Source organism: Streptomyces sp. DS1-CR2 (assembly GCF_055760475.1).
Genome location: NZ_CM147085.1, coordinates 7,880,726 through 7,903,262, shown reverse-complemented (window position 1 = coordinate 7,903,262; position 22,537 = coordinate 7,880,726). Strand labels below are relative to the sequence as shown.

General features: G+C 71.8%; 19 protein-coding genes and 1 pseudogene. 8 read left to right on the top strand and 12 right to left on the bottom strand.

The annotated features are described in order from the left end of the window. Nucleotides 1–8 precede the first annotated feature (8 nt). A complete protein-coding gene (locus tag ACY0PA_RS36910) occupies nt 9–2,990 on the top strand; it encodes an NACHT domain-containing protein (RefSeq protein WP_473081745.1) in 2,982 nt (993 codons plus the stop codon). Between the two features lies 1 nt (nt 2,991). Here the strand turns inward: ACY0PA_RS36910 and ACY0PA_RS36905 are convergent, their stop codons facing one another. Then, the gene (locus ACY0PA_RS36905) at nt 2,992–3,144 is read right to left on the bottom strand and encodes a hypothetical protein (RefSeq protein WP_473081744.1); all 153 of its coding nucleotides are present in this window, start codon (nt 3,142–3,144) and stop codon (nt 2,992–2,994) included. 266 nt (nt 3,145–3,410) lie between these two features. On the opposite strand from ACY0PA_RS36905, the gene ACY0PA_RS36900 reads away from it, so the two are divergent. The 4 genes from ACY0PA_RS36900 (at nt 3,411) to ACY0PA_RS36885 (ending at nt 6,704) form a co-directional block, all read left to right on the top strand. Continuing rightward, a complete protein-coding gene (locus ACY0PA_RS36900; RefSeq protein ID WP_473081743.1) occupies nt 3,411–4,268 on the top strand; it encodes a TetR/AcrR family transcriptional regulator in 858 nt (285 codons plus the stop codon). A 71-nt stretch (nt 4,269–4,339) separates the two neighbouring features. After that, a complete protein-coding gene (locus ACY0PA_RS36895) occupies nt 4,340–5,260 on the top strand; it encodes a beta-keto acid cleavage family enzyme (protein WP_473081742.1) in 921 nt (306 codons plus the stop codon). A gap of 2 nt (nt 5,261–5,262) precedes the next feature. Further along, nucleotides 5,263–6,231: a 3-hydroxyacyl-CoA dehydrogenase NAD-binding domain-containing protein gene (locus tag ACY0PA_RS36890; RefSeq protein ID WP_473081741.1), complete on the top strand. Its 969-nt coding sequence runs from the start codon at nt 5,263–5,265 to the stop codon at nt 6,229–6,231. Beyond that, nucleotides 6,228–6,704: a thioesterase family protein gene (locus ACY0PA_RS36885; RefSeq protein WP_473081740.1), complete on the top strand. Its 477-nt coding sequence runs from the start codon at nt 6,228–6,230 to the stop codon at nt 6,702–6,704. The genes ACY0PA_RS36890 and ACY0PA_RS36885 overlap by 4 nt, the downstream gene beginning before the upstream one ends. A 9-nt stretch (nt 6,705–6,713) precedes the next feature. On the opposite strand, the gene ACY0PA_RS36880 is transcribed toward ACY0PA_RS36885, so the two are convergent. Then, complete coding sequence (locus tag ACY0PA_RS36880) at nt 6,714–7,637, bottom strand: EamA family transporter (protein ID WP_473081739.1); 924 nt, start codon at nt 7,635–7,637, stop codon at nt 6,714–6,716. Nucleotides 7,638–7,655: 18 nt separating this feature from the next. Here ACY0PA_RS36880 and ACY0PA_RS36875 point away from each other — a divergent pair, with 18 nt between their 5' ends. Beyond that, entirely contained in the window at nt 7,656–8,198 is a 543-nt protein-coding gene (locus tag ACY0PA_RS36875) for a MarR family winged helix-turn-helix transcriptional regulator (protein ID WP_473081738.1), read from the top strand. 431 nt (nt 8,199–8,629) lie between these two features. Here the strand turns inward: ACY0PA_RS36875 and ACY0PA_RS36870 are convergent, their stop codons facing one another. Next, nucleotides 8,630–9,061, bottom strand: a complete 432-nt coding sequence (locus ACY0PA_RS36870) for a hypothetical protein (RefSeq protein ID WP_473081737.1) — start codon at nt 9,059–9,061, stop codon at nt 8,630–8,632. Nucleotides 9,062–9,235: 174 nt separating this feature from the next. On the opposite strand from ACY0PA_RS36870, the gene ACY0PA_RS36865 reads away from it, so the two are divergent. Then, entirely contained in the window at nt 9,236–11,032 is a 1,797-nt protein-coding gene (locus tag ACY0PA_RS36865; protein ID WP_473081736.1) for an acyl-CoA dehydrogenase, read from the top strand. Here the strand turns inward: ACY0PA_RS36865 and ACY0PA_RS36860 are convergent. The 7 genes from ACY0PA_RS36860 to ACY0PA_RS36830 form a co-directional block, all read right to left on the bottom strand. Beyond that, complete coding sequence (locus tag ACY0PA_RS36860) at nt 10,974–11,657, bottom strand: DUF6629 family protein (RefSeq protein ID WP_473081735.1); 684 nt, start codon at nt 11,655–11,657, stop codon at nt 10,974–10,976. The genes ACY0PA_RS36865 and ACY0PA_RS36860 overlap by 59 nt on opposite strands. Before the next feature lie 116 nt (nt 11,658–11,773). After that, entirely contained in the window at nt 11,774–12,457 is a 684-nt protein-coding gene (locus ACY0PA_RS36855) for a GntR family transcriptional regulator (RefSeq protein ID WP_473081734.1), read from the bottom strand. Between the two features lie 118 nt (nt 12,458–12,575). Beyond that, nucleotides 12,576–13,577, bottom strand: a complete 1,002-nt coding sequence (locus tag ACY0PA_RS36850; protein WP_473081733.1) for a proline racemase family protein — start codon at nt 13,575–13,577, stop codon at nt 12,576–12,578. A 54-nt stretch (nt 13,578–13,631) separates the two neighbouring features. Next, the gene (locus ACY0PA_RS36845; protein WP_473081732.1) at nt 13,632–14,528 is read right to left on the bottom strand and encodes a dihydrodipicolinate synthase family protein; all 897 of its coding nucleotides are present in this window, start codon (nt 14,526–14,528) and stop codon (nt 13,632–13,634) included. A 105-nt stretch (nt 14,529–14,633) separates the two neighbouring features. Next, on the bottom strand, nt 14,634–16,058 hold the full coding sequence (locus ACY0PA_RS36840; protein WP_473081731.1) for an FAD-dependent oxidoreductase: 1,425 nt from the start codon (nt 16,056–16,058) through the stop codon (nt 14,634–14,636). After that, nucleotides 16,055–16,387, bottom strand: coding sequence for a (2Fe-2S)-binding protein (locus ACY0PA_RS36835; protein WP_473081730.1), 333 nt, complete (start codon nt 16,385–16,387; stop codon nt 16,055–16,057). The genes ACY0PA_RS36840 and ACY0PA_RS36835 overlap by 4 nt, the downstream gene beginning before the upstream one ends. Further along, nucleotides 16,384–17,553: an NAD(P)/FAD-dependent oxidoreductase gene (locus ACY0PA_RS36830; protein WP_473081729.1), complete on the bottom strand. Its 1,170-nt coding sequence runs from the start codon at nt 17,551–17,553 to the stop codon at nt 16,384–16,386. The genes ACY0PA_RS36835 and ACY0PA_RS36830 overlap by 4 nt, the downstream gene beginning before the upstream one ends. A 266-nt stretch (nt 17,554–17,819) precedes the next feature. Between ACY0PA_RS36830 and ACY0PA_RS36825 the strand changes: the two genes are divergently transcribed. Then, complete coding sequence (locus tag ACY0PA_RS36825; protein WP_473086544.1) at nt 17,820–19,178, top strand: aminopeptidase P family protein; 1,359 nt, start codon at nt 17,820–17,822, stop codon at nt 19,176–19,178. Between the two features lie 75 nt (nt 19,179–19,253). Here ACY0PA_RS36825 and ACY0PA_RS36820 read toward each other — a convergent pair whose 3' ends face one another. Both ACY0PA_RS36820 and ACY0PA_RS36815 read right to left on the bottom strand, forming a co-directional pair. Further along, the gene (locus ACY0PA_RS36820) at nt 19,254–20,699 is read right to left on the bottom strand and encodes a glyceraldehyde-3-phosphate dehydrogenase (protein ID WP_473081728.1); all 1,446 of its coding nucleotides are present in this window, start codon (nt 20,697–20,699) and stop codon (nt 19,254–19,256) included. A 795-nt stretch (nt 20,700–21,494) separates the two neighbouring features. Further along, nucleotides 21,495–22,442: pseudogene (locus tag ACY0PA_RS36815) on the bottom strand (MASE1 domain-containing protein); the annotation flags it as partial. Nucleotides 22,443–22,537 lie beyond the last annotated feature (95 nt).

Genomic DNA, 22,537 nt, shown 5'->3' with positions numbered 1-22,537 from the left:
GGGTTCGGGTGGGTTCGCGCAGGCTGCTGTCGTTGTCGGACGCGTTGGTGCTGCTCGGCGCCGACCCGCCGCGCCTCGCGGCGCTCGACCGGTCGCTCGGCGGGGTGCTGGCCGTGGCGACGGGCGGCGTGAGCGACGGAATCCTCCGTATCGCGGACGCGCGGGGCCGGCTCCTGGGGCTCGGCCGTGACGCGGTGCGCGGGGTCGGGGCGCGGCTCGGGGCGGCGGACGGGCGGGTCGAGCGGGGCGAGGTGCTGCGGGCCGCACACACGGTCGTCGTGGTCCTCGGCTGGTTCGAGGCGCTCGCGGAGCAGGACCTTCCGTTCTCCCTCGACGCGGTGCGCATGACCCGTGGCGAGCAGTTGTCGCTGGTCGGGGCGGGGGAACCGGACGCCGGTTTCGCGCGGGCCCTCGCCGCGGTGGACGCGCCGTTCCCTGCGCCGCACCTCGCGCCGGAGGACGTGGCGCGGGAGCTCCGCGACTGGTACACGGCCCTGTCCGGGCGCTTTGTGCGGTTCGTGGCGGGCCTTGCGGTGTGGGACACGCTCACACCGGCGGGGCGGGCTGCGGCGGAGCGGGCCCTGACGGGTGCGCTGCCGGGTGCGGCGTGTGTCCACTATGACAGCCTGTACGCCCAACTCGCCCAGCAGGCACCCGAGTTCGGGTTCTGGGCGACGCAGACAGAACACCGCGCGACGCGGGCCGGTGTCCGGCGGGCCCTCGCGGGGATCGAGGCGCTGCTGGCCGGTACGGCATCGCACGCGCGGCCTCCCGTGGACGTCGCGGCCGCCCTGGCCCGCTCCCACGAGGCAGCGCTCTCCCGTCCGGTCCTGGACGCGGCGTCGGCGCCCGACGGCATCCGCGTACCGGCCCTGGAGGAGATGTATCTGGACCCGGACTTCCGGGTGCGGCCGGTGGCCGGGCAGCACGGGCCTGCGGACGAGGCGTGGTGGGAGCGGGCCCCGGTGCGCGAGGACCTGACCCGGTATCTCGCCGGGGCGCTGACCTCGGCGGGGCAGGAGCGGACTCCCCTGCTGGTGCTCGGGCAGCCCGGCGCGGGCAAGTCCGTCCTGACGCGGGTGCTCGCGGCGCGGCTCCCCGCGGCCGGATTCCTGCCGGTGCGGGTGCCGCTGCGCGACGTACGAGCCGAGGACGACCTCCAGGAGCAGATCGAGCAGGCGGTGCGGGCCGCGACCGGCGAGCGCGTCACGTGGCCCGATCTGGTCCGCTCGGCCGGGGGCGCGGTCCCGGTGCTCCTGCTCGACGGGTTCGACGAGCTGCTGCAGACGACCGGGGTGCACCACAACGACTTCCTGGTGCGGGTGGCCCGCTTCCAGGAGCGCGAGTCGGAACAGGGCCGTCCCCTGCTGGCCCTGGTGACCAGCCGCACGTCCGTCGCCGACCGCGCGCGCTACCCGGACGGCATGGTCGCGCTGCGCCTCGAGCCGTTCCGCGCCACGCAGATCCAGCAGTGGCTCGCGGTGTGGAACGACGCCAACGCGGCCGGGTTCACGGCGAGGGGCCTGCGCCCGCTGTCGTGGCAGGTGGTGTCCCGGCACGCGGCGCTCGCGGCGCAGCCGCTGCTCCTGACGATGCTGGCCCTGTACGACGTGGCGGGCAACGGCCTGCAGCGCGACGGCGGCGAACCGCTGGACGAGGCCGATCTGTACGAGGAGCTCCTGTTCTCCTTCGCGCGCCGCGAGGTCGGCAAGACGAGCGGGGACGCCGTGCCCGACGACCTCCTGCGCGAGCGCGCCGAGCTGGAGATGCAGCGCCTGTCCCTGGTCGCGTTCGCCCTGCTCAACCGGCGCCGTCAGTGGGTCTCGGCGGCCGAGCTCGAAGAGGATCTGGCCGCGCTCCTGGGCCGCTCGTCCCCCGCGGCCGCCGGGTTCCGCACGCCGCTCGGCGCCGCCGAGGTCGCGCTCGGCCGGTTCTACTTCGTGCAGCGCGCCCAGTCGGTGCGCGACGGCCACGTCCTCGCGACGTACGAGTTCCTGCACGCCACGTTCGGCGAGTATCTGGCGGTGCGGCTCGCGCTGCACGTGCTGAGCGCGCTCGTGCAGAACCGGCCCGCCCTCGCCCTCGGCGACCAGCGCGTGGACGACGACCTGGCGTACGCCCTGCTCTCGTACGCGCCCCTGTCCGGGCGCCAGATGCTGCGGTTCGCCGGCGCGATGGCGGCGCGGATGGAGCCGTCCGAGCGGGACAGGCTCAGCCGGGTCCTGATCCGCGTACTCGACCAGCACGAGACCCGCACCGGTGACCAGCACCCCGCCTACCGGCCCGCGACGTTGAGGGTCGCGTCACGGCACGGCCTGTACGGCGCCAATCTCGTCCTGGTCATCCTGCTGCTTACGGGCGGCACCACGGCCGCCGAGCTGTTCCCCGGCTCGGCGAACCCGGTCAGTGCCTGGCACCGGCACGCCCTGTTGTGGCGTTCGGCGCTCAACGAGGAGCAGTGGACGGACTTCGCCCTGTCGATGACCCTGCACCGGTCCTGGGACGCCGACGGCCGTCGCACGCTCCACGTCGCGCCGCGCTACGGCGCGCCCGCGCCGCCGGACCCGGTCGACGCGAACTGGCTCTACCGCTACCCGCGGGGTCACGGCGGGCCCGGCTGGTCCCGGCCCTACTGGGACGAGATCTGGCACAAGATGGAGGTGTCCGGCGGGACGAACGACTCTCTCGTGCGGCACGTCATGGACCCGGTGTTCGCGTGGCTGGGCCCTTCCGTGACCACGTTCGTGGCCACGGAAGGGGAGCCGGCCACCTCGCTCGCGCACGACCTGCTGCACCTCCTGCTCAGCGGCGGTGCGGAACTGACCGACGCCGAGCTGGAGCTGACGTACCGCCGGGTGCTGCGCGGCATGGAGGCCCTGGCGGGCGGCTACGCCGAACGCGTCTTGGGGCTGCTGGCCATGACCAAGCGGCGGGACTACGAGCGCCTGCCGGAAGACCTGCTGACCGAGATCGAGTTGCGCACGTGGTAGGTCAGCTGCGCGCCCTGCCGTACACCTCCACCTCCGCCATGTTCAGTTCCACCGGCTTGTCGCTCGCCGGCCACACCCGCACATAGCGGCCGTGTGCCGTCACCGGGATCGCCGTCGGGCCGCTGGCCTGCACGGTCTCGTGGTGGGACCACACGCCGGGCTTGGTCAGCTGGTCGGCGTGTACTGCCTGAGCCTTCCAGCGCCCGCCACGTCGGAGACCGTCACGCGGCTGCGGCTCGTGGCGGTCGCGCCGGACGGGTCCCGGAGCGCGCCCGCGGCGGCGGAGGCCCGCTGGTCCCGTTGAGCGCGTATTGAGCTGCTGACTGATGCGCCGGTCAGCAGCTCAATACACCGGCTGATCTGTGTCTATGTTGGGTCTCGTGTTGAGATCTGCTCAACACACAGCTAGGGTCGTCGACCGTGGAACACGGAGCCGAGAACCGAGACGAGGTCGCCGCCCGGGTGCGGGAGGTGATCACCGCCGCCGGGGTGAGCCAGCGCGAGTTCGCCCGGCGGATCGTCATGGACCCCTCCAAGCTGTCCCGGTCCCTGAGCGGCACGCGCCGCTTCACGGCGGCCGAGCTGGCCCGGATCGCCGACGAGGGGCAGGTGGACGCGGGCCGGCTGCTCGGCGCGCGGCACCGGCCCCCGGCCCGCCCGGCGGGCGGCGCCGTCCCGGTCGAGGGCGGCCGCCCCTCGCAGATCGTGCGCGAGACGGTCCGCCTGATCGCCGAGCGCGGCTTCCACGCCGTACGGGTCTCCGACATCGCCGAGGCCTGTGCGACCAGCACGGCCGCCATCCACTACCACTTCCCCGGCCGCGCGGAACTCCTCGAGGCGGCCGTGCGGTGGTGCATGGACGAGGACACCGCCCACCGGGCGGCGCGCACCGCCGACGCGGCGGACCCGGCCGACGAGCTGCGCCAGCTCATAGCGCTCCAGACGCCGCGCTCCGTGCAGCAGCGCAGACAGTGGGCGGTGTGGCTGGACCTGTGGGCCGAGGCGGCCCGCTCCACGGCGGTCGGCGACCTGCACGCCGAGTACTACCGGCAGTGGCGCGAGACCGTCGCCGACGTGGTGCGGCGCGGTGTCGCGCAGGGTTCGTTCAGACCCGTCGACCCGGAGGCGGCGGCGCTCGCGCTCACCGCCCTGATCGACGGCCTGGCCACCCAGGTGCTCGCCACGGCTCCCGGCGCCCCCGGCACCGACGCCGAAGCGATGCACACGGCACTGCTCACGTACGTCGACAGCACCCTGACCGCGCCCGCCCCCCCATGAACTGACTCACCCCCACATCCCCACATCCCCCTTCCCCCCAACGGCCTTCGGGTCCAAGGAGCGATGTCCGCATGCCCATGAACCAGGACGTCATCATCACCTGCGCCCTCACCGGCGCCGGCGACACCGTCCGCAAGAGCCCCCACGTGCCGGTGACCCCCGAGCAGATAGCCCGCTCCGCGGTGGAGGCGGCGGACGCGGGCGCCGCCGAGGTCCACATCCACGTACGCGACCCCGAGACCGGAGCGCCCTCGCGGGACCCTCGGCTGTACCGCGAGGTCGTCGAGCGGATCAGGGAGACCGGTACCGACGTCGTCATCAACCTCACCGCCGGGATGGGCGGTGACCTGGTGATCGACCCGGACGAGCCGCTGAAGCAGCTGCCCGGGACCGACCTCGTCGGCGGTCTCGAAAGGCTCCCGCACGTCGAGGACCTGCTCCCCGACATCTGCACCCTGGACTGCGGCTCCCTCAACTTCGGCGACGGCAGCAACCTCTACGTCTCCACGCCGGACATGCTCCGCGCGGGTGCCCGGTGCATCCAGGAGCTGGGCGTACGGCCCGAGTTGGAGATCTTCGACACGGGTCACCTCTGGTTCGCCAAGCAGCTGCTCGCCGAGGGCCTGCTCGACGACCCGACCGTCTTCCAGCTCTGCATGGGCATCCCGTGGGGCGCGCCGGCCGACCCGGGCGTTCTCCAGTCGATGGTCAACATGCTGCCGGAGGGCGCCCAGTGGGCGAGCTTCGCGCTCGGCCGGATGCAGATGCCGTGGGTCGCGCAGTCCGTCGTGCTCGGCGGGCACGTCCGCGTCGGCCTGGAGGACAACCTCTATCTCGGCAAGGGCGTCAAGGCCACCAACGCGCAGCTCGTGGAGCGCGCCGTGACGATCGTCGAGGCGATGGGCGCCCGCGTCGCCACCCCGGACGAGGCCCGGAACAAGCTCGGCCTCAAGCCCCGCACCCCGTCCGCCGCCCAGGAAGGAACCGCCTGATCATGACGTCGACCGAACCCGAGAACGTACGCCGTGTCGCCTGTGTGGGCGCCGGTGTGATCGGCGGCGGCTGGGTCGCCCACTTCCTGGCCCGTGGCTACGACGTCACGGCCTGGGACCCGGCGCCCGACGCGGAGCAGCGGCTGCGCCGCCTCGTCGACGCCGCGTGGCCCGCGCTCACCCAGCTGGGCCTCGCGGACGGGGCGTCCACGGACCGTCTCACGGTGACGGCCACCCTCGAAGAGGCCGTGGCGGACGCCGAGTTCGTCCAGGAGAGCGCCCCGGAGAAACTGGACCTCAAGCGCGATCTGCTGGCCCGTCTGGACGCCGCGACGCCGCCCGGAGTCGTCATCGCCTCGTCCACGTCCGGCTATCCGATGACGGACATGCAGACGGACGCCGAGGGCGCGGGCCGCCTCGTCGTGGGACACCCGTTCAACCCGCCGTACCTGATTCCCCTGGTCGAGGTGGTCGGCGGCGAGCAGACCTCGGCCGAGGCGGTGGCGTGGGCCTCCCGCTTCTACGAGGCGGCGGGCAAGTCCGTCATCACCATGGACCGCGAGGTGCCCGGCTTCATCGCCAACCGCCTCCAGGAGGCCCTGTGGCGCGAGGCCCTGCACATGGTCGCCAACGGCGAGGCAACGGTGAAGGAGATCGACGACTCCATCACCGAAGGCCCTGGCCTGCGCTGGGCGTTCATGGGTCCGATGCTGACGTTCGCGCTCGCGGGCGGCGAGGGCGGCATGGCGCACATGCTGGACCACTTCGGCCCCTCGCTGAAGTCCCCGTGGACCCGCCTCGAAGCCCCCGAGCTCGACAAGGCGCTGTACGACTCCGTGGTCGCGGGCTGCGACGACGCGGCGGCAGGGCGGACCATCGCCGACCTCGTGGCCGAGCGCGACCAGAGCGTCATCGACGTACTGCGCGCGACAGGCCGCCTGCCCCGCGCCCGGAAGGAGGCGGGCCAGTGACGCCGCTGCCGCTGCTGCACAGCACCGTGCGCGCCGAGTGGATCGACTACAACGGCCATATGAGCGAGGCGTTCTACGTTCTCGTCTTCGGGCACGCCACCGACGCGCTGATGATCGAGACGGGCCTGCACTCCGGGTACCGCGAGTCCACCGGCTGTTCCCTGTACACGGTCGAGTCGCACCTGCGTTATCTGCGCGACGTCCCGGAGGGGGCGGCGCTCGCCGTTCGGACCCGGGTCCTGGGCGCTGCGGCCAAGAAGGCCCGCTTCACCCACGAGTTGTACGTCGTCACGGCCCCGGGCGCGGAGCCGGCCGAGGACGCCCAGCCGGTCGCCACGATGGAGCTGCTCGCCGTACATGTCGACCAGAAGGCGGGGCGCGCGGCGCCGTTCCCCGACGAGGTCCGCGAGCGCCTCACCGAGCTGACCGAGCCGGCCCCGGACTGGGCGGGACGGTCCATCGCGGAGGTGTAGGCCCGCAGTTCACTCATGACGGTGCCCGACCTCCGGAGCGGGGGCGGGCACCGTCACCGCTGCCGCGGTGCCGCGGATCCTCGGGGCGCGGCGTGCCCGCCGGCCGATGAGAATGCCGGCGAGGACCAGGAGCAGGCCGCAGACCTGGCGCGCGGTGAGCGACTCCCCCGCGACGAGCGTGCCCAGGAGTACCCCGGTCACCGGGTTGAGCAGCCCGACGAGTCCGACCGTCGCGGCGGGCAGGTGGCGCAGGCCTGCGAACCAGGCGGCGAACGCGAGCGCCGTCGCCACGACGGTGACGTAGCCGAAGCCCAGGACGGCTGGCGCGTCGAGCGACGGCGGCGCCCCCTCCACCATCACGGCGAACGGCAGCAGCAGGAGGCCTCCGGCGATCAGCTGCCAGGACGTCGACGCGAGCACGTCGGACGCGTGGCTCCAGCGCTTGGCGAGGATGTAGCCGAGGGACGACATGCCCATCGCCGCGACCGAGGCGAGCACTCCGAGGGGGGCTGCCGACACGGCCCCGGTCAGCAGCATCAGACAGACGCCGACGATCCCGACGGCGGCACCCACGAGGTGCGCCGGGCCGGGCCTTTCGGCGAGCAGCGCCCAGGCGATGGCCATGATGACCACCGGGGACGTCGCCATGATCGTCGAGGCGGTGCTCGTCGGCAGGAGTTGCGCCGCGACGTAGACCAGGGCGAAGAAGGCGCCCATGTTGAGGGCGCCGAGGACGAGAGACTTCCACCACCACGATCCGCGGGGCAGCTCGCGCCGGACCCCCAGGAGCAGCAGCCCGGCCGGGAGGGCTCTGAGCACCGCCCCGTAGAGCGGGTTTCCCGCGGGCAGGTAGGCGTGGGTGACGAAGTAGGTCGTTCCCCATGCCACGGGAGCGATCGCCGTGACCATCGCCCACCGCAGAGTAGCTTCCATGGAAGCTATAGTGAAGTCATGCCCCCGGAACAGTCCCACGGGCCCCACCGCCCCGGTCGACCCCTCGACCACATCGCCCGCATCCAGGCCGAGTGGGCCCGCGAGCGGCCGGACGTCGACGTCACCCCCCAGGGAGTCATCGGCCGCCTGCACCGCCTGGGTGCGCTGCTCACAGAGCAGCTGTGCCTCGTCTACCGGCGATACGGCCTGAGCGAAGGCGAGTTCGACGTCCTGGCCGCGCTGCGCCGCGCCGGCGAGCCCTTCGAGCGGGCCCCCGGCGAGCTGGCCGCGCACACCATGGTCACGACCGGAGCGATGACGAAGCGGATCGACCGCCTCGAACGCGGCGGCCTCGTCACGCGCCGCCGCGCGGCGGGGGACGGCCGGGGCCGGGTGGTGGCCCTCACGGCCGCGGGCCGGGACCTGATCGACGATGCGTTCAGCGAGCACATGGCCAACGAACGCCGCCTCTTGGCCGCCCTCGGCCGGGACGAGGCCGAGCACCTGGAGTCCCTGCTCACCTCGTGGCTGGCCAGCGTGGAACCGCCGCGCGGCGCCTGACATCGGAGCCGCACCGGCAACAGCAGCGAGCCGCTCCCGCCAAAGATCAGCCAACTCCGCGGGAAACCTGAACACTTGACGCCACGGAGTGCCTCCTGTGGCATTCTCGCTGCACTGATGCCCTGCAGATCACCGAGATACGAGGGAGCAGGGGCCGTGACGGAGCACTCGGCAGTCACCGGCGTGCGAGGGCGCGGTGGCATCGTCTCGCTCGTGGAGTCGACACTCGCGCTCGACCGCGCCGCGGAGCGTCCGCTGACCATGCTGCTCGGGCCGCGCGGCAGTGGAACCAGCGAGCTGCTGTGCGTCCTGATGGAGCAGTTCGGGTCCCAATACCCCTTCGGATACATCAAGTTCACCTCGGGCCAGGAGCTGCTGCCGCGCTACGCACTCGGCCTGCTCGCCCGGCAGCTGGCCCGGAATCTGCCGAGCTACCGGCACACCGCGTTCCCGCGCCTCACCCTCGGGCTGCTCGCCTCCGACCAGAAGAGCGCGACCGTCAGGGAACCCGCGGCCCGTAGCGCACCGGCCCGCTCCGCGCCGGCGCTCGCGTCGAGGCTGAACGGCTCTATGCCGCCGCCCGGCCGCCGCACCTTGTCGTAGAGCCGCCTGAACAGCCGCTCCTTGTAGAGGAAGTACCCGTCGAGCAGCCAGAACGCCACGATGGGGACGAAGCCGGTGGCCGCCACCGTCCAGCTCCCGTTCCCGGCGGCGAAGGCGAGCAACGCACCCATCAGGGTCAGCGCCCAGCCCTTGATCAGGAACGAGTTGTTGCCCATGCGCGCGACGACGGCCTGGATCAGTTCGAGGTGCCTGATCTGCCCGTCGTCCAGAACGGTCTGGCTCGCAGGTTCCCCTGTCACGGCATTCCCCCTTCGGGCGGAACACTACCCAGGGGCACGCGGCGCCGTTACCCCCGTCACTTGCCGGCCGACACTGGCCGAAATAAGCAACTGCTTAGTACGCTGATGGAGCGGTGCCCGTCGGCCCCGCGGTTCGGTACCGTCCGTCACCATCAGTGCGCCTGGAGTAAACGCATGGCATCCCTGCTGCTGTCCCGCCGCGATCTCGAGTTCCTGCTGTACGAATGGCTCGACGTCTGCGCGCTCACCTCCCGGGAGCGGTACGCGGACCACTCCCGCGAGACCTTCGACGCGGCACTGGAGCTGAGCGAGCAGATCGCGACGCGGCACTTCGCCCCGCACAACAAGAAGAACGACGCGCAGGAGCCCACCTTCGACGGGGAGCGGGTGCACATCATCCCCGAGGTGAAGGAGGCGCTCCGGGTGCTCGGCGAGTCGGGGCTCATCGCGGGCGCCATGGACTACGAGGTGGGCGGCGGGCAGCTGCCGTCGGTGGTCGCCGACGCGTGCTTCGCCTGGTTCCAGGCCGCGAACGTCGGCACGTCCGCGTACTCGTTCCTCACGATGGGCAACGCCAACCTCGTCCTCGCGCACGGCTCGAAGGAGCAGATCGACACCTTCGTACGCCCCATGGTGGAGGGCCGCTTCATGGGCACGATGTGCCTCTCGGAGCCGCAGGCCGGATCGTCGCTCGCCGATGTCCGTACGCGGGCCGAGCGGCAGGACGACGGAACGTACCGGCTCGTCGGGAACAAGATGTGGATCTCCGGCGGCGAGCACGAACTGTCGGAGAACATCGTGCACCTCGTGCTCGCCAGGACCCCGGACGGGCCGCCCGGCGTGAAGGGCCTGTCGCTGTTCATCGTCCCCAAGTTCCTTGTAGGCGAAGACGGTTCACTGGGCGAGCGCAACGACGTGGTTCTTGCCGGCCTCAACCACAAGATGGGTTACCGGGGCACGACGAACACCCTCCTCAACTTCGGTGAGGGCGTCCACCGGCCGGGCGGCGCGCCGGGCGCGGTCGGGTACCTCGTCGGCGAGGAGAACCGCGGGCTCGCCTACATGTTCCACATGATGAACGAGGCCCGGATCGGCGTCGGCCTCGGCGCCACCGCCCTCGGCTACACCGGCTATCTGCACGCCCTCGACTACGCCCGCACGCGCCCGCAGGGCCGCCCCCTCGCGGGCAAGGACCCGGCCGCCCCGCAGGTCCCGATCGTCGCGCACGCCGACGTCCGCAGGATGCTCCTGGCCCAGAAGGCGTACGTGGAGGGCGCGTTGGCGCTCACTCTGTACTGCGGCCGGCTCCTCGACGAGCAGCACACCGGCGCCACCCCCGAGGCGCGCGCCGAGGCCCGGCTGCTGCTCGACGTGCTCACCCCGATCGCCAAGAGCTGGCCTTCGCAGTGGTGCCTGGAGGCCAACAGTCTCGCGATCCAGGTGCACGGGGGCTACGGCTACACGCGCGAGTACAACGTCGAGCAGTTCTACCGCGACAACCGGCTCAACCCCATCCACGAGGGCACGCACGGCATCCACGGTCTCGACCTGCTGGGCCGCAAGGTCGTCATGGACGGCGGAGCCGGCCTGCGCCTGCTCGTGGAGCGCGTCACGGCGACGACCGCCCGCGCGGCCGAAGCCGGCGGAGAGGCGGCCGAGTACGGCGTCCTGCTCGACACCGCCGTACGCCGTGCGGTCTCCGTGACCCAGCGCCTGTGGTCGACCGGCGACCCGGAGACCGCCCTGGCCAACGCGAGCGTCTACCTCGAAGCCGTCGGGCACGTCGTCGTCGCCTGGATGTGGCTGGAGCAGCTGCTCGCGGCGGCGCCCGGCACGGAGGCCGTCCACGAGGGCAAGCGCGGCGCGTGCCGCTACTTCTTCCGGCACGAACTGCCCAAGACCGAGGCGCAGTTCAGCCTGCTCGAGTCCCTGGACCGGACGGCTGTCGACCTTCCGGAGGACGCCTTCTGACCGGCTGATCGGTGCTGCGGCCCGTCCACCACAGGAGGGCGACGGAAGAGACGGCAGCGAACGCGCACCACGTGGAGATGAACTCCCACCGCCACAGCGCGACACACACCGCCGCGCCAGCCGCGACCAGCACACCGAGCAGCACGAGGCCGCGGTCGGCGGACAGGAGCAGCGAGCCGGCCGTGGCCAGGAGGTACCCGGCGACCAGGAGTCCGGCGTGCGGCAGGCCGAGGGCGTACCCCACGGTGTGACCGCGGATCTCGGCCGTGACCGTGCGGGTCGCAAGCGCGTATGCGAGGCCCGCCGCGGTCACGGCTCCGGCCGCGAGCGGGATCAGCAGCCGCCCGCGGGCGCGCCGGGGCGCCGCGCACACCACCGCGGCGGGCACCCACAGCGCCAGGACCGGGAGGGCGATCACGGCCCAGGCGACGGTGGCGGGACCCGTCCCGCCGCCGGACCGCCACAAGACGGACTCGACGATCTGATGGGCGCCGAGCAGCAGCGGCAGCGCGGCAAGCGGCAGGTCGCGGGGCCGTCGCGCGCGGACGGTCCGGGCGACGCAGACGGCTCCCGCGGCGGCGATCGCGGTGCCCGCCACGAGGTCGGCCGTCGCGCTCCAGCACATGCCACATCACCACGGTTCCGGGTCGTGCGCGCCGACGCCCGTCGCCGTCCGCAGTGCGGCCACGCTACGACGCCACGGGCCACCGCCCGCCGCGCCGACACGGGAGCGGCGGTGGCTCACCTCGCCCAGAGTCCGCGTACGTGCCCGAGGTGGCGGGTCATGACGGCGCGCACCGCGTCCTCGTCACGGGCCACGAGTGCGTCGAGGATCTCCAGGTGCTCCTCGGCCGACGCCTCCAGACGGCCCGCCTCGACCAGCGCGTTCAGCCCGTAGAGCCGCGAGCGCTTGCGCAGGTCGCCGACCACCTCGACCAGGTGCTCGTTGCCGGAGAGGGCGAGCAGCCCCAGGTGGAACCGGATGTCCGCCTCGACGTAGGCGATGAGGTCGCCGGCCACCGCCGCGTCGACGATCTCCCGCGCGACCGGGCGCAGCGCCTCCATCGCCGCGACGTCGGCGGTGGAGGCGAGTTCGGCCGTGGTCGGGATCTCGATCAGCGCGCGGATGTGCTTGTACTCGTCGAGCTGCTTCTCGGAGACGGCCGTGACCCGGAAGCCCTTGTTCGGCACCGCGTCGACGAGTCCCTCCTTCGCGAGGTCGAGCATGGCCTCGCGCACCGGCGTCGCGGACACCCCGAAGCGGACGGCGAGGGTCGGCGCCGAGTACACCTCGCCCGCCCGCAGCTCACCGGCGATCAGCGCGGCGCGCAGCGCGTCGGCGACCCGCTCGCGGTAGCTGCTGCGCGTCCCGCCGAGGCTGGGCAGGGCGGGAGCGGCGGACGGGGCGCTGCGCCGGTCGGCCATGGGGTGGTCCTCCTAGGTGACATGTCACGTTCCACAAGTATCCCGTGGCAGGTGGAGTGCTGCGGGACGGGTGTTCAAGGCCTGGTGCTGCTCCAGGCCTGGCGCTGCAGACCTGGCGCTAGAGGACGAATCCCGCCGGAAAGGGGTCGTCCGGATCCAGCAGGTACTGGGCCGTGCCGGTCACCCACGCGCGGCCGGTGAAGCTGGGCAGCACGGCCGGGGTCCCGGCCACGTCGGTGGTGCCGAGCAGCCGGCCGGTGAACTGGGTGCCGATGAATGACTCGTTCACGAACTCCGTGTGCAGTGGCAGTTCACCGCGTGCGTGCAGCTGGGCCATGCGGGCGCTCGTTCCCGTGCCGCAGGGCGAGCGGTCGAACCAGCCGGGGTGGATCGCCATCGCGTGCCGGGAGTGCCGGGCGGTCGACCCCGGCGCGTACAGGTGGACGTGATGGCAGCCGCGGATGGACGGGTCCTCGGGGTGTACGGGCTCGTCCTTGGTGTTGATCGCGTCCATCAGCGCGAGGCCCGCCGCGAGGATGTCGTCCTTGCGTTCGCGCTCGAAGGGCAGGCCGAACTGGTCGAGGGGCAGGATCGCGTAGAAATTGCCGCCGTAGGCCAGGTCGTATGTGACCGTGCGTCCGTCGGCGAGCGTGATCTCGCGGTCGAGGCCGACGGAGAAGGACGGCACGTTCTGCAGGGTGACGGACTTCGCCGCGCCGTTCTCCACGGCGACCTCGGCGACGACGAGTCCGGCGGGAGTGTCGAGGCGGATGGTGGTGACCGGTTCGACGACCTCGACCATGCCCGTCTCCACAAGGACGGTGGCGACGCCGATCGTGCCGTGCCCGCACATCGGGAGGTAGCCGGAGACCTCGATGTAGATGACGCCGTAGTCGCAGTCGGGCCTGGTCGGCGGCTGGAGGATCGCGCCGCTCATCGCGGCGTGCCCGCGCGGCTCGTTCATCAGGAGCTGCTTGATGTCGTCGCGGTGCTCACGGAAGTACAGACGGCGCTCGTTCATCGTGGCGCCGGGGACGGTGCCGATGCCGCCGGTGATCACCCGTGTCGGCATGCCTTCGGTGTGCGAGTCGACCGCGTGCAGGACGAGTTTGCTGCGCATGTCGGAAGCTGCTCCCTTGGCGTGGATGCGGTGGGGGTGGGGTGGGGTCCGGGGTCAGACGAGGCCGGCGGCGACCGCCTGTTCGGTGGCGGCGCGCACCGCCTTCTCCTGGTCCGGCAGAAGGGGCATGCGCGGCGGGCGGCAGGGGCCTCCGTGGCGGCCGATGATGTCCATGGACAGCTTGATGGCCTGGACGAACTCGGGCCGCGAGTCCCAGCGCAGGAGCGGGTGGAGCTGCCGGTAGAGGGCGGTCGCGGTGGCGAGGTCGCCGGACACGGCGGTGCGGTACAGCTCGACGGACGCGGCGGGCAGCATGTTCGGGTAGCCGGCGATCCAGCCCTTGGCACCGGCCATGGCCAGTTCGAGCAGCACGTCGTCGGCGCCTACCAACAGGTCGAGTTCCGGGGCGAGTTCGGCGATGCGGTAGGCCCGCCGCACATCGCCGGAGAACTCCTTGACCCCGCGGACGAACCCCTCGCGGTGCAGCTTCGCGAGGAGCTCCGGCACGAGGTCGACCTTGGTGTCGATGGGGTTGTTGTACGCGACGACGGGGAGGCCCACCGCGGCGACCGCCTCGTAGTGGGCGAGGACGGAACGCTCGTCTGCGCGGTAGGCGTTGGGCGGGAGCAGCATCACGGAGGCACAGCCGGCGTCCTTGGCCTGCTCGGCCCAGCGGCGGGCCTCGGCGGAGCCGTAGGCGGCGACTCCGGGCATCACATGCTCCCCGCCGATCGCGGCGACGGCGGTCTCGACGACCTTCGCGCGCTCCTCCGGTGTGAGCACTTGATACTCACCGAGCGAGCCGTTCGGAACGACGCCGTCGCAGCCGTTCTCCAACAGCCAGACGCAATGCTCGGCGAATTTCCCGTAGTTGACGGAGAGGTCGTCGTTCAGCGGGAGCGGTGTGGCTACGAGAACGCCGTGCCAGGGGCTTCGCTCGGACGTGGTCATGGCTGTGTCTCCTCTGTGGCTGTGGCGTATGACATTGCACTTATCGCTACGGTCTGATGTGAACGATCTGATGGATACGGCCTTTGGAGGGGTGGGGTGTCCGGGTCACTCGTCGGGCAGATCCTCCCCCGCCCGAGCGAGCACTCCCAGGGGGACGGGGCGGGCGAACGGCCGTCTGGAGGGGAGCAGTTCGCATCCCGCGAGCCCGGCGACGGCCGGTCCGCACACGCGGCCCTGGCACCAGCCCATCCCGGCCCGGGTCAGCAGTTTCACGGTGCGCACGTCCGTGGCCCCGAGCTCACCGACCGCCTCGCGGATCGCGGAGGCCGGCACCTCCTCGCAGCGGCAGACGACGGTGTCGTCGGTGACCTGCTCGGCCCAGTGAGCGCGCGGCGCGAAGACGGCGTCGAGGGAGGCGATGAACTTCCGTGTCTTTGTACGGGACTTGGCGGCGGCCGCCCACATACTCGGATCGGGTTCGCGCCCCGCGAGCCGTGTCGCAGCGGAGCACCCCGCGATGTGCCCCTCGGCCAGCGAGAGAGCGGCGCCGCCCACGCCGGTGGCCTCGCCCGCGGCCCACACTCCGTGGACGTTCGTGCGCTGCTCTGAGTCCACGGCCACGGCCGGCCCTTCGAGACGGCAGCCGAGCGTCTCGGCGAGGTCGGTGTGTGGCAGCAGGCCGTGGCCGACGGCGAGGGTGTCGCAGGGGACAACCTGCTCGGAGCCCGGCACCACTCGCCCGTCACGGTCGAGCGCGGCGACGGTGACGGCTCCGAGCGCGCCGTCGCCGTGCGCTTCCACGACGGCATGCCGGGCCTTCAACCGCACGCGGCGGCACATCAGTTCAGCTACGTACCCGGCCCCTTCGACGAGCTTGTCCGGGTGGGCGGAAAGCGTCCTCGCGTGCCGGGCGGCGTCCTTCGCCCCGGCGGACTCGACCAGTGCGGCGACGTCGGCACCGGCCGCGGCCAGCCCGGCGGCGACGGGCAGCAGCAGCGGCCCCGTGCCCGCCACGACGGCCGTACGCCCCTGGAGCACGAGTCCGCCCTTGAGCATGGCCTGCGCGCCGCCCGCGGTGATCACACCTGGCAGGGTCCAGCCCGGGAACGGCAGCACCTTCTCGTAGGCGCCGGTCGCCAGGATCACGGCGTCCGCACGCACCACGGACGGCTCTTCCTGGGCCGGGCCGTGCAGCGCGTGGACGAGGAAGCCGGATGTCTCGTCGCGCCGTTCCACACACCACACATGATGGTCTGTCAGGTGAGTGACACGGCCCGCCTCGACCTGTTCGGCCAGCCCGTCCCGCAGCCGCTCCCAGGTCCGCCACTGATGATGCAGCGCCTGCGGGCGACGGGCGCCGAGCTCCTCGGCGGGCTGGCGGTAGAACTGGCCTCCCGCCTGCGCGCCCGCGTCGATCAGTGTCACGCGGCTCCCGCGGACGGCCGCGGCGAGCGCGGCGGCGAGTCCGGCGGGCCCGGCACCGATCACGGCGAGCGTGCGTGCCGAGCTCTCATCCGTGCCACGCCTCATGGCCCCTCCCCCTCCGTCGCGGCGCCGTGCCCGGTGCCGTGCTGCGTGCGGATGTCGTCACCGGGTTCCGCCCGTACCAGACAAGCCCGTTGGTTGGGGCGGCCGTTGACGGTCACGAGGCAGTCGAAGCAGACGCCGATCCCGCAGAAGACTCCCCGTGGCTCGCCCGTGCCGCGCGTGGTGCGCCAGGCGGTGACGCCCGCCGACCACAGTGCCGCGGCGACGGTCTGCCCGGGCAGCACGGCGATCTCCGCGCCGTCGAAGGTGGCGGTGTGCGCGGGCCCGGGCTCGGCCCTCACGAGATCCAGGGGTGTGCGCTTGCTGCTCACGATTCCTCCTCGGGGAACCGGTCCGGGCGGAACGGCGCGAGTGCGGGGTCCGGTCCTCCACCACCACCGAGCGCTCCGGCGATCAAGTGCCCTGTGCCCGTGGCGAGTCCGATGCCGGCGCCCTCGTGCCCGCAGGCATGGAAGAGCCCGGGCACGCGCGCGTCGGGTCCGATCGCCGGCAGATGATCCGGCATGTACGGGCGGAACCCCAGGTAGGACCGCATCACGCGGACGTTCTCCAGGAAGGGGAACAGCCGTGCCGCCCCCGCCGCGAGGGACCGCACCACGGGCAGCGAGAACGTGCGGTCGAAGCCGACGCGTTCGCGGCTCGCGCCGATCAGCACGGGACCGGCCGCGGTGCCCTCGACGACCGGTGAGGTCTGCAGCGCGGCGGAGTCGCTCGCCACGTCGGCCACGTAGTCGGCGGCGTACACCTTGTGCCGGACGACACGCGGCAGCGGCTCGGTGACCAGGACGAAGCCGCGCCGCGGCAGCACCGGCAGCCGGACCCCGGCGAGTGCGGCCAGTTCGCCGCCCCACGTGCCTGCCGCGTTCACCACGGCGGGGGCGTGGATCTCGCCCCGTCCGGTACGTACGCCTCGCACGGAACCGTCCGCCGCCCGGAGCACCGCGGTGACGGGCGCGCCGGTCAGCAGCCGCGCCCCTGCCGCGCGCGCAAGCCGTACGAGGTGCGCGGCTGCCAGCGTGGGCATCACCTGGGCATCCTGCGGATAGTGGACGCCGCCCGGCATCCCCGGAGCGAGTTTCGGTTCGAGTGCGTACAGCTCGTCGGCCGTGACGGCGCGCGCGTCGACACCGGCGTCTTGCTGTTGCGCGGCGAACTTCTCCAGTGCCGCCAGGCCTTCGGCGGACGACGCCACGACTACGCCGCCCTTGGCCTCGAACTCGACGGCCCCGGCCACGCCCGGTTCGGCGGCGAGTTCGGACCACAACCGGGCGGAGAGCAGGGCGAGTTCGAGTTCGGGGCCGGGTTCCTTGTCGGAGACGAGCAGGTTCCCCTCGCCCGCACCGGTGGTTCCTCCGGCCACGGGGCCGCGGTCCACCAGGACGACGGTATGCCCCGCCCGCGCCGCGTAGAGGGCGCAGGCCGCGCCCACCATTCCGGCGCCGACCACTACAACATCGCAGGTCAGTCGCGTAGTCACGTCAGTACTATGTCACATGTTCCCACGCGCGCCAAGGACTACTAGGCTGACCGGCAGCTCAGCCGAAACCACTGCGGATCCCACCGGAACCAGCTCGATCACACCGGAACACAGCAGAAGGGTGCACCGTGTCCTCCTCCGAGCCCAGGCCACAGCCCACGACTCAGGCGACGTCGCAGCCCACGACCCGGCCCGAGGCCCAACCCCGGCCCAAGGGACGCAAGAACGGCCTCTACCCGGGCCTCTCCGATGAGCTCTCCGCCCTGATGAGGACGGGCTGGGCCGACACCGAGCAGCGCGACCTGCGGCCGGACGAGCAGGCGCCGCACGCCGCCCGTCGCCGTGCCGCTCTGTCCGCGCGGTTCCCGGGCGAGCGGCTGGTGATCCCCTCCGGCAAGCTCAAGATCCGCTCGAACGACAGCCATTACCCCTTCCGTCCGTACTCGGCGTACGTGCATCTGACGGGAGATCAGGCGCGGGACAGCGCCGTCGTGTTCGAGCCGCGCGCCGAGGGCGGGCACGACATGCACCTCTATCTGCTCCCCCGCGACAGCCGGGACACCGACGAGTTCTGGACCGGCATGACGTCCGAGCTGTGGATGGGCCGCCGCCGCAGCCTCGCCGAGTCCGAACTGGTCCTCGGCCTGCCCTGCCGCGACATCCGCGATGCCGCCGCCGAGCTTTCGGCCGCGCCCGAGGCGCCGACCCGCATCGTCCGCGGCCATGACCCGGCACTCGAGGCCGCCGTGACGACGGATGCCGAGCGCGACGCCGGGCTGGAGGAGGCGCTGTCCGAGCTGCGCCTGGTCAAGGACGCGTGGGAGATCGGCGAGCTGCGCAAGGCCGTCGACTCCACGGTGCACGGATTCACCGATGTTGTACGGGAGTTGGCGACGGCGATCGCTACCTCGGAGCGCTGGATCGAGGGCACCTTCTTCCGGCGCGCCCGCCTGGAGGGCAACGCCGTCGGCTACGGCTCGATCTGCGCGGCCGGCGAGCACGCCACGATCATGCACTGGGAGCAGAACGACGGCCCGGTGCGCCCCGGCGAACTCCTGCTCCTCGACGCGGGCGTGGAGACCCACACGCTGTACACCGCGGACGTGACGCGCACGCTCCCGATCAGCGGCACGTTCACGCCGCTCCAGCGCAAGATCTACGACGCGGTGTACGAGGCCCAGGAGGCGGGCATCGCGGCCGTGAAGCCGGGTGCGGCCTACCGCGACTTCCATGACGCGGCCCAGCGCTGCATGGCGGGCAAGCTCGTCGAGTGGGGCTTGCTCGAGGGCGACCCGGAGCGGGTCTTCGAGCTCGGTCTCCAGCGGCGCTTCACCATGGCGGGCACGGGCCACATGCTCGGCCTCGACGTCCACGACTGCGCCGTCGCGCGCACGGAGTCGTATGTGGGCGGCCCGCTGGAGCCCGGCATGGTGCTGACGGTCGAACCCGGCCTGTACTTCCAGCCGGACGACCTGACCGTGCCGCAGGAGTACCGCGGCATCGGGGTGCGGATCGAGGACGACATCCTGGTGACGGCCGACGGCACGGACAACCTGTCGGCGGGCCTGCCGCGGTCGGCGGGCGAGGTCGAGGCGTGGATGCGCACGCTGGCGGGCGACCGGTAGAGGTCACGCCCTTGCGACAACAGCCCGAGGGGGACCGGCCGTCGGAACGGCCGGGCCCCCTCGGGCTGTCAAGGCTCAGGCAGTCGGGACCGGGTACGTGGGGTACTCGACCCCGGAGACGTGCTGGACGACGCGGATGACCTGGCACGAGTAGCCGAACTCGTTGTCGTACCACAGGTAGAGGATCGCGTTGTCGCCGTCGACCTTCGTGGCCCCGGCGTCCACGATGGAGGCATGGCGCGAGCCGACGAAGTCCATGGAGACCGCGTCGGGGGCGGTGGTGAAGTCGATCTGGCGCTTGAGCGGCGAGTTCAGCGAGACGTCACGGAGGTAGTCGAGGACTTCCTCGCGGGTGGTCTCGCGGCCCAGGCGCAGGCTGAGGATCGCGATCGAGACGTCCGGGACGGGGACGCGGATCGAGCTGCCGGTGATCGGCGCCTTCAGGTCGGGCAGCGCCTTGGCGACGGCGGAGGCGGCGCCGGTCTCGGTGATGACCATGTTGAGCGGCGCGGAGCGGCCGCGACGGTCGGCCTTGTGGTAGTTGTCCAGCAGGTTCTGGTCGTTGGTGAACGAGTGGACGGTCTCCACGTGACCGCGCAGCACCCCGTACTCGTCCTCCATCGCCTTCAGCGGCGGGACGATCGCGTTGGTGGTGCAGGACGCGCAGGACAGGATCTGCTCGTCCGGCTTGATCATGTCGTGGTTGACGCCGTGCACGATGTTCGGGACGTCGCCCTTGCCCGGAGCGGTCAGGACGACCTTCTCGATGCCGGGGCGGAGGTGCTGCGAAAGCCCCTCGCGGTCACGCCACTTGCCGGTGTTGTCGATCAGGATGGCGTCGTTGATGCCGTACGCCGTGTAGTCGACCTCGGACGGGTCGTTGGCGTAGATGACCTTGATCTCGTTGCCGTTGGCGACGATCGTGCTGTTCGCCTCGTCGACCGTGATCGTGCCGTTGAACTGGCCGTGGATGGAGTCGCGGCGCAGCAGCGAGGCGCGCTTGACGAGGTCCTGATCGCCACCACCGCGGACGACGATGGCGCGCAGGCGCAGACCGTTGCCGGAGCCGGCCTTCTCGATGAGCAGGCGGGCGACGAGGCGGCCGATGCGGCCGAAGCCGTAAAGGACGACGTCACGCGCCTGGCGGCGCTCGATCTTGTTCTCACCCGTGGCGCCGGAGACGGCCTCGGCGGTGAACTCCTCCACCGAGAGACCGCGGTCGTCGGCCCTGTGCGTCTCGGCGAGCAGGCCGATGTCGATCTGCGACGGGCCGAGGTCGAGCGCGGCGAGCGCCTGCAGGAACGGCATCGTCTCGGTGACCGACAGTTCCTCGCCGGCGATCTGGCGGGCGAACCGGTGGGTCTTGAGGATGCTCACCACCGACTTGTTCACCAGGGAGCGGCTGTGGAGCAGGACGGTGACGTCCCGCTCCCTGTGCATCTTCCCGATGATCGGGATCATCGACTCCGCGATCTCCTCGCGGTTCTTCCAGTTGGTGAACGAGTCGTCTTTGACAGTCACAGGTTTATCTTTCGAGCTAGGCGGCGCTCATATGCTAACCCGCCCCTGTTCTGATCGTTCAGACGGTCCCCCCGAGCGAAACCTCCCGTGCTCCCCGAAGTCGCTCAGCCGTCGAGCAGCGCGCGCAGGCGCGGCGTGCCCCGTCGGGGCGTAGAGGACGGCCGTATAACCGAGTTCCGAGAGGGCCAGCTGCAGCTCGGCGAAGTACCCCGCGAACAACGGCCCGGCGGTCACAGCCGGGGCGGTGAGCAGGACGACCCCGCTCCGCCCCGCGCGCAGTGCCCGCGCCACCCCCGCGGCGCGCGCTACGTCCTCACTGGTGGGCGGCGTACCGGCTGAACCGTACGAGGACTTGGAGGCCATGATCACTCATCATCCCAGAGGAGACCGGTGCCGGTGAGCGAGCACCGGCACCGGGTCAGGCGGAGGCACGCGACCCCTTCCGCGCTCCCCGCTCCCCGCTCCCCGCTCCCCGCGGAGGGGTCAGCTCGGCTCGGCGGTGAGCCACTCGGCCCGCCCTTCCCACTTCCAAGGTGCTCAGCCGGCGCGACGGCATCGCGCACGCTGCGAAGTTGACACAAACCCCCGTCCGGCGGAAAGCCAGCTTGATAACGCGCTCCTTCCGGTTCGTCCGCCTTGGTCTTCCCGTTTTTCCTCCTCACTGACCTTGCCCTCTTCACTGACCTTGCCCTCTTCACCGACCTTGTTCTCTTCGCCGACCTTGTCCTCGCCGAACCTGTTCACTTCGCCGAACCTGTTCATTGCGCCGCCCCTGGCGGGGAGCGTCCGCTGGTAGCCGCCCGCGGAGATCTTGGCCACCATCTCGGCGAGATACCCGCAGGCCCGCGAGATCTCCTTCTGGGACTGATTGCGTTCGCTGACGGCGGCCGCGACCAGCAGGGCGGTCAGCGCGGAGGAACCGTTGAAAGCCTGCAGGGTGATCATGTTGGTGAGCAGATCGTGACTCGCGAACGGGCCGGCCCCCTGGGCGGCGGCGACGATCGTGAAGGTGGACACCGCCAGGGCGCAGGGCGCAGCCCCGGCCAGCTGGAAGCGGAAGGCCGCCCAGATCAGCAGCGGGAAGCCCAGGAACATGAGAGGTGCGCTGCCGGCGGTCCCGAGTAGTCCGACGCCGGCCGTGGCTGCGAGGAGCAGGAACCCTTCCGCCCAGCGGGACAGTGGAGCCTCCTTCGGCCAGCGGGCCGAGCGGAGGACGAGCAGGACCGGCGTCACCACCAGGACGCCCATCGCGTCGCCGGTCCACCAGACCGACCACGTCGGCCAGAACCCGTCGGCGCTCACCACTCCGGCGAGGGCCAGAGTCCCGCTGCCGATCGTCGCGCTGACCAGCATCCCGGTGAACGCACCGAGAAAGATCAGCGCGAGCACATCCCGCAAACGGGACAGTTCGATACGGAATCCGGCACGACGGAGCAGTTCGTACGAGCAGACGGGCGCGAGCGTGTTACCCGCGACGATGGCGAGCACGGCCGGCAGCGACGGGCCGAGGGAGGCGTTGACCAGGAGCGCACCGAGCGCGATCCCGGGCCAGACCCGCGGGCCGCGCAGGAGCAGGCTCGCCAGGGCGATCCCGGTCGGCGGCCAGAGGGGGGTGACCTGTCCGCGCACCAGCTGCTGGAGCAGTCCCAGCTTGGCCGAGCCGTAGTAGACCGCGGCCACGACACAGATCTCCAGGGCGGCCGCGGCGCCGCGCCGGAGCCGTTCCTGCCGGGCGACTGTCATGGGGACGGCCTCCGCTTCGACATCGCTCCGTGATCCATCATCCGCCGCTTCCCCGGGATCCTCCACGGCACCTTTGAACCGGGGGTCCGGCGCGG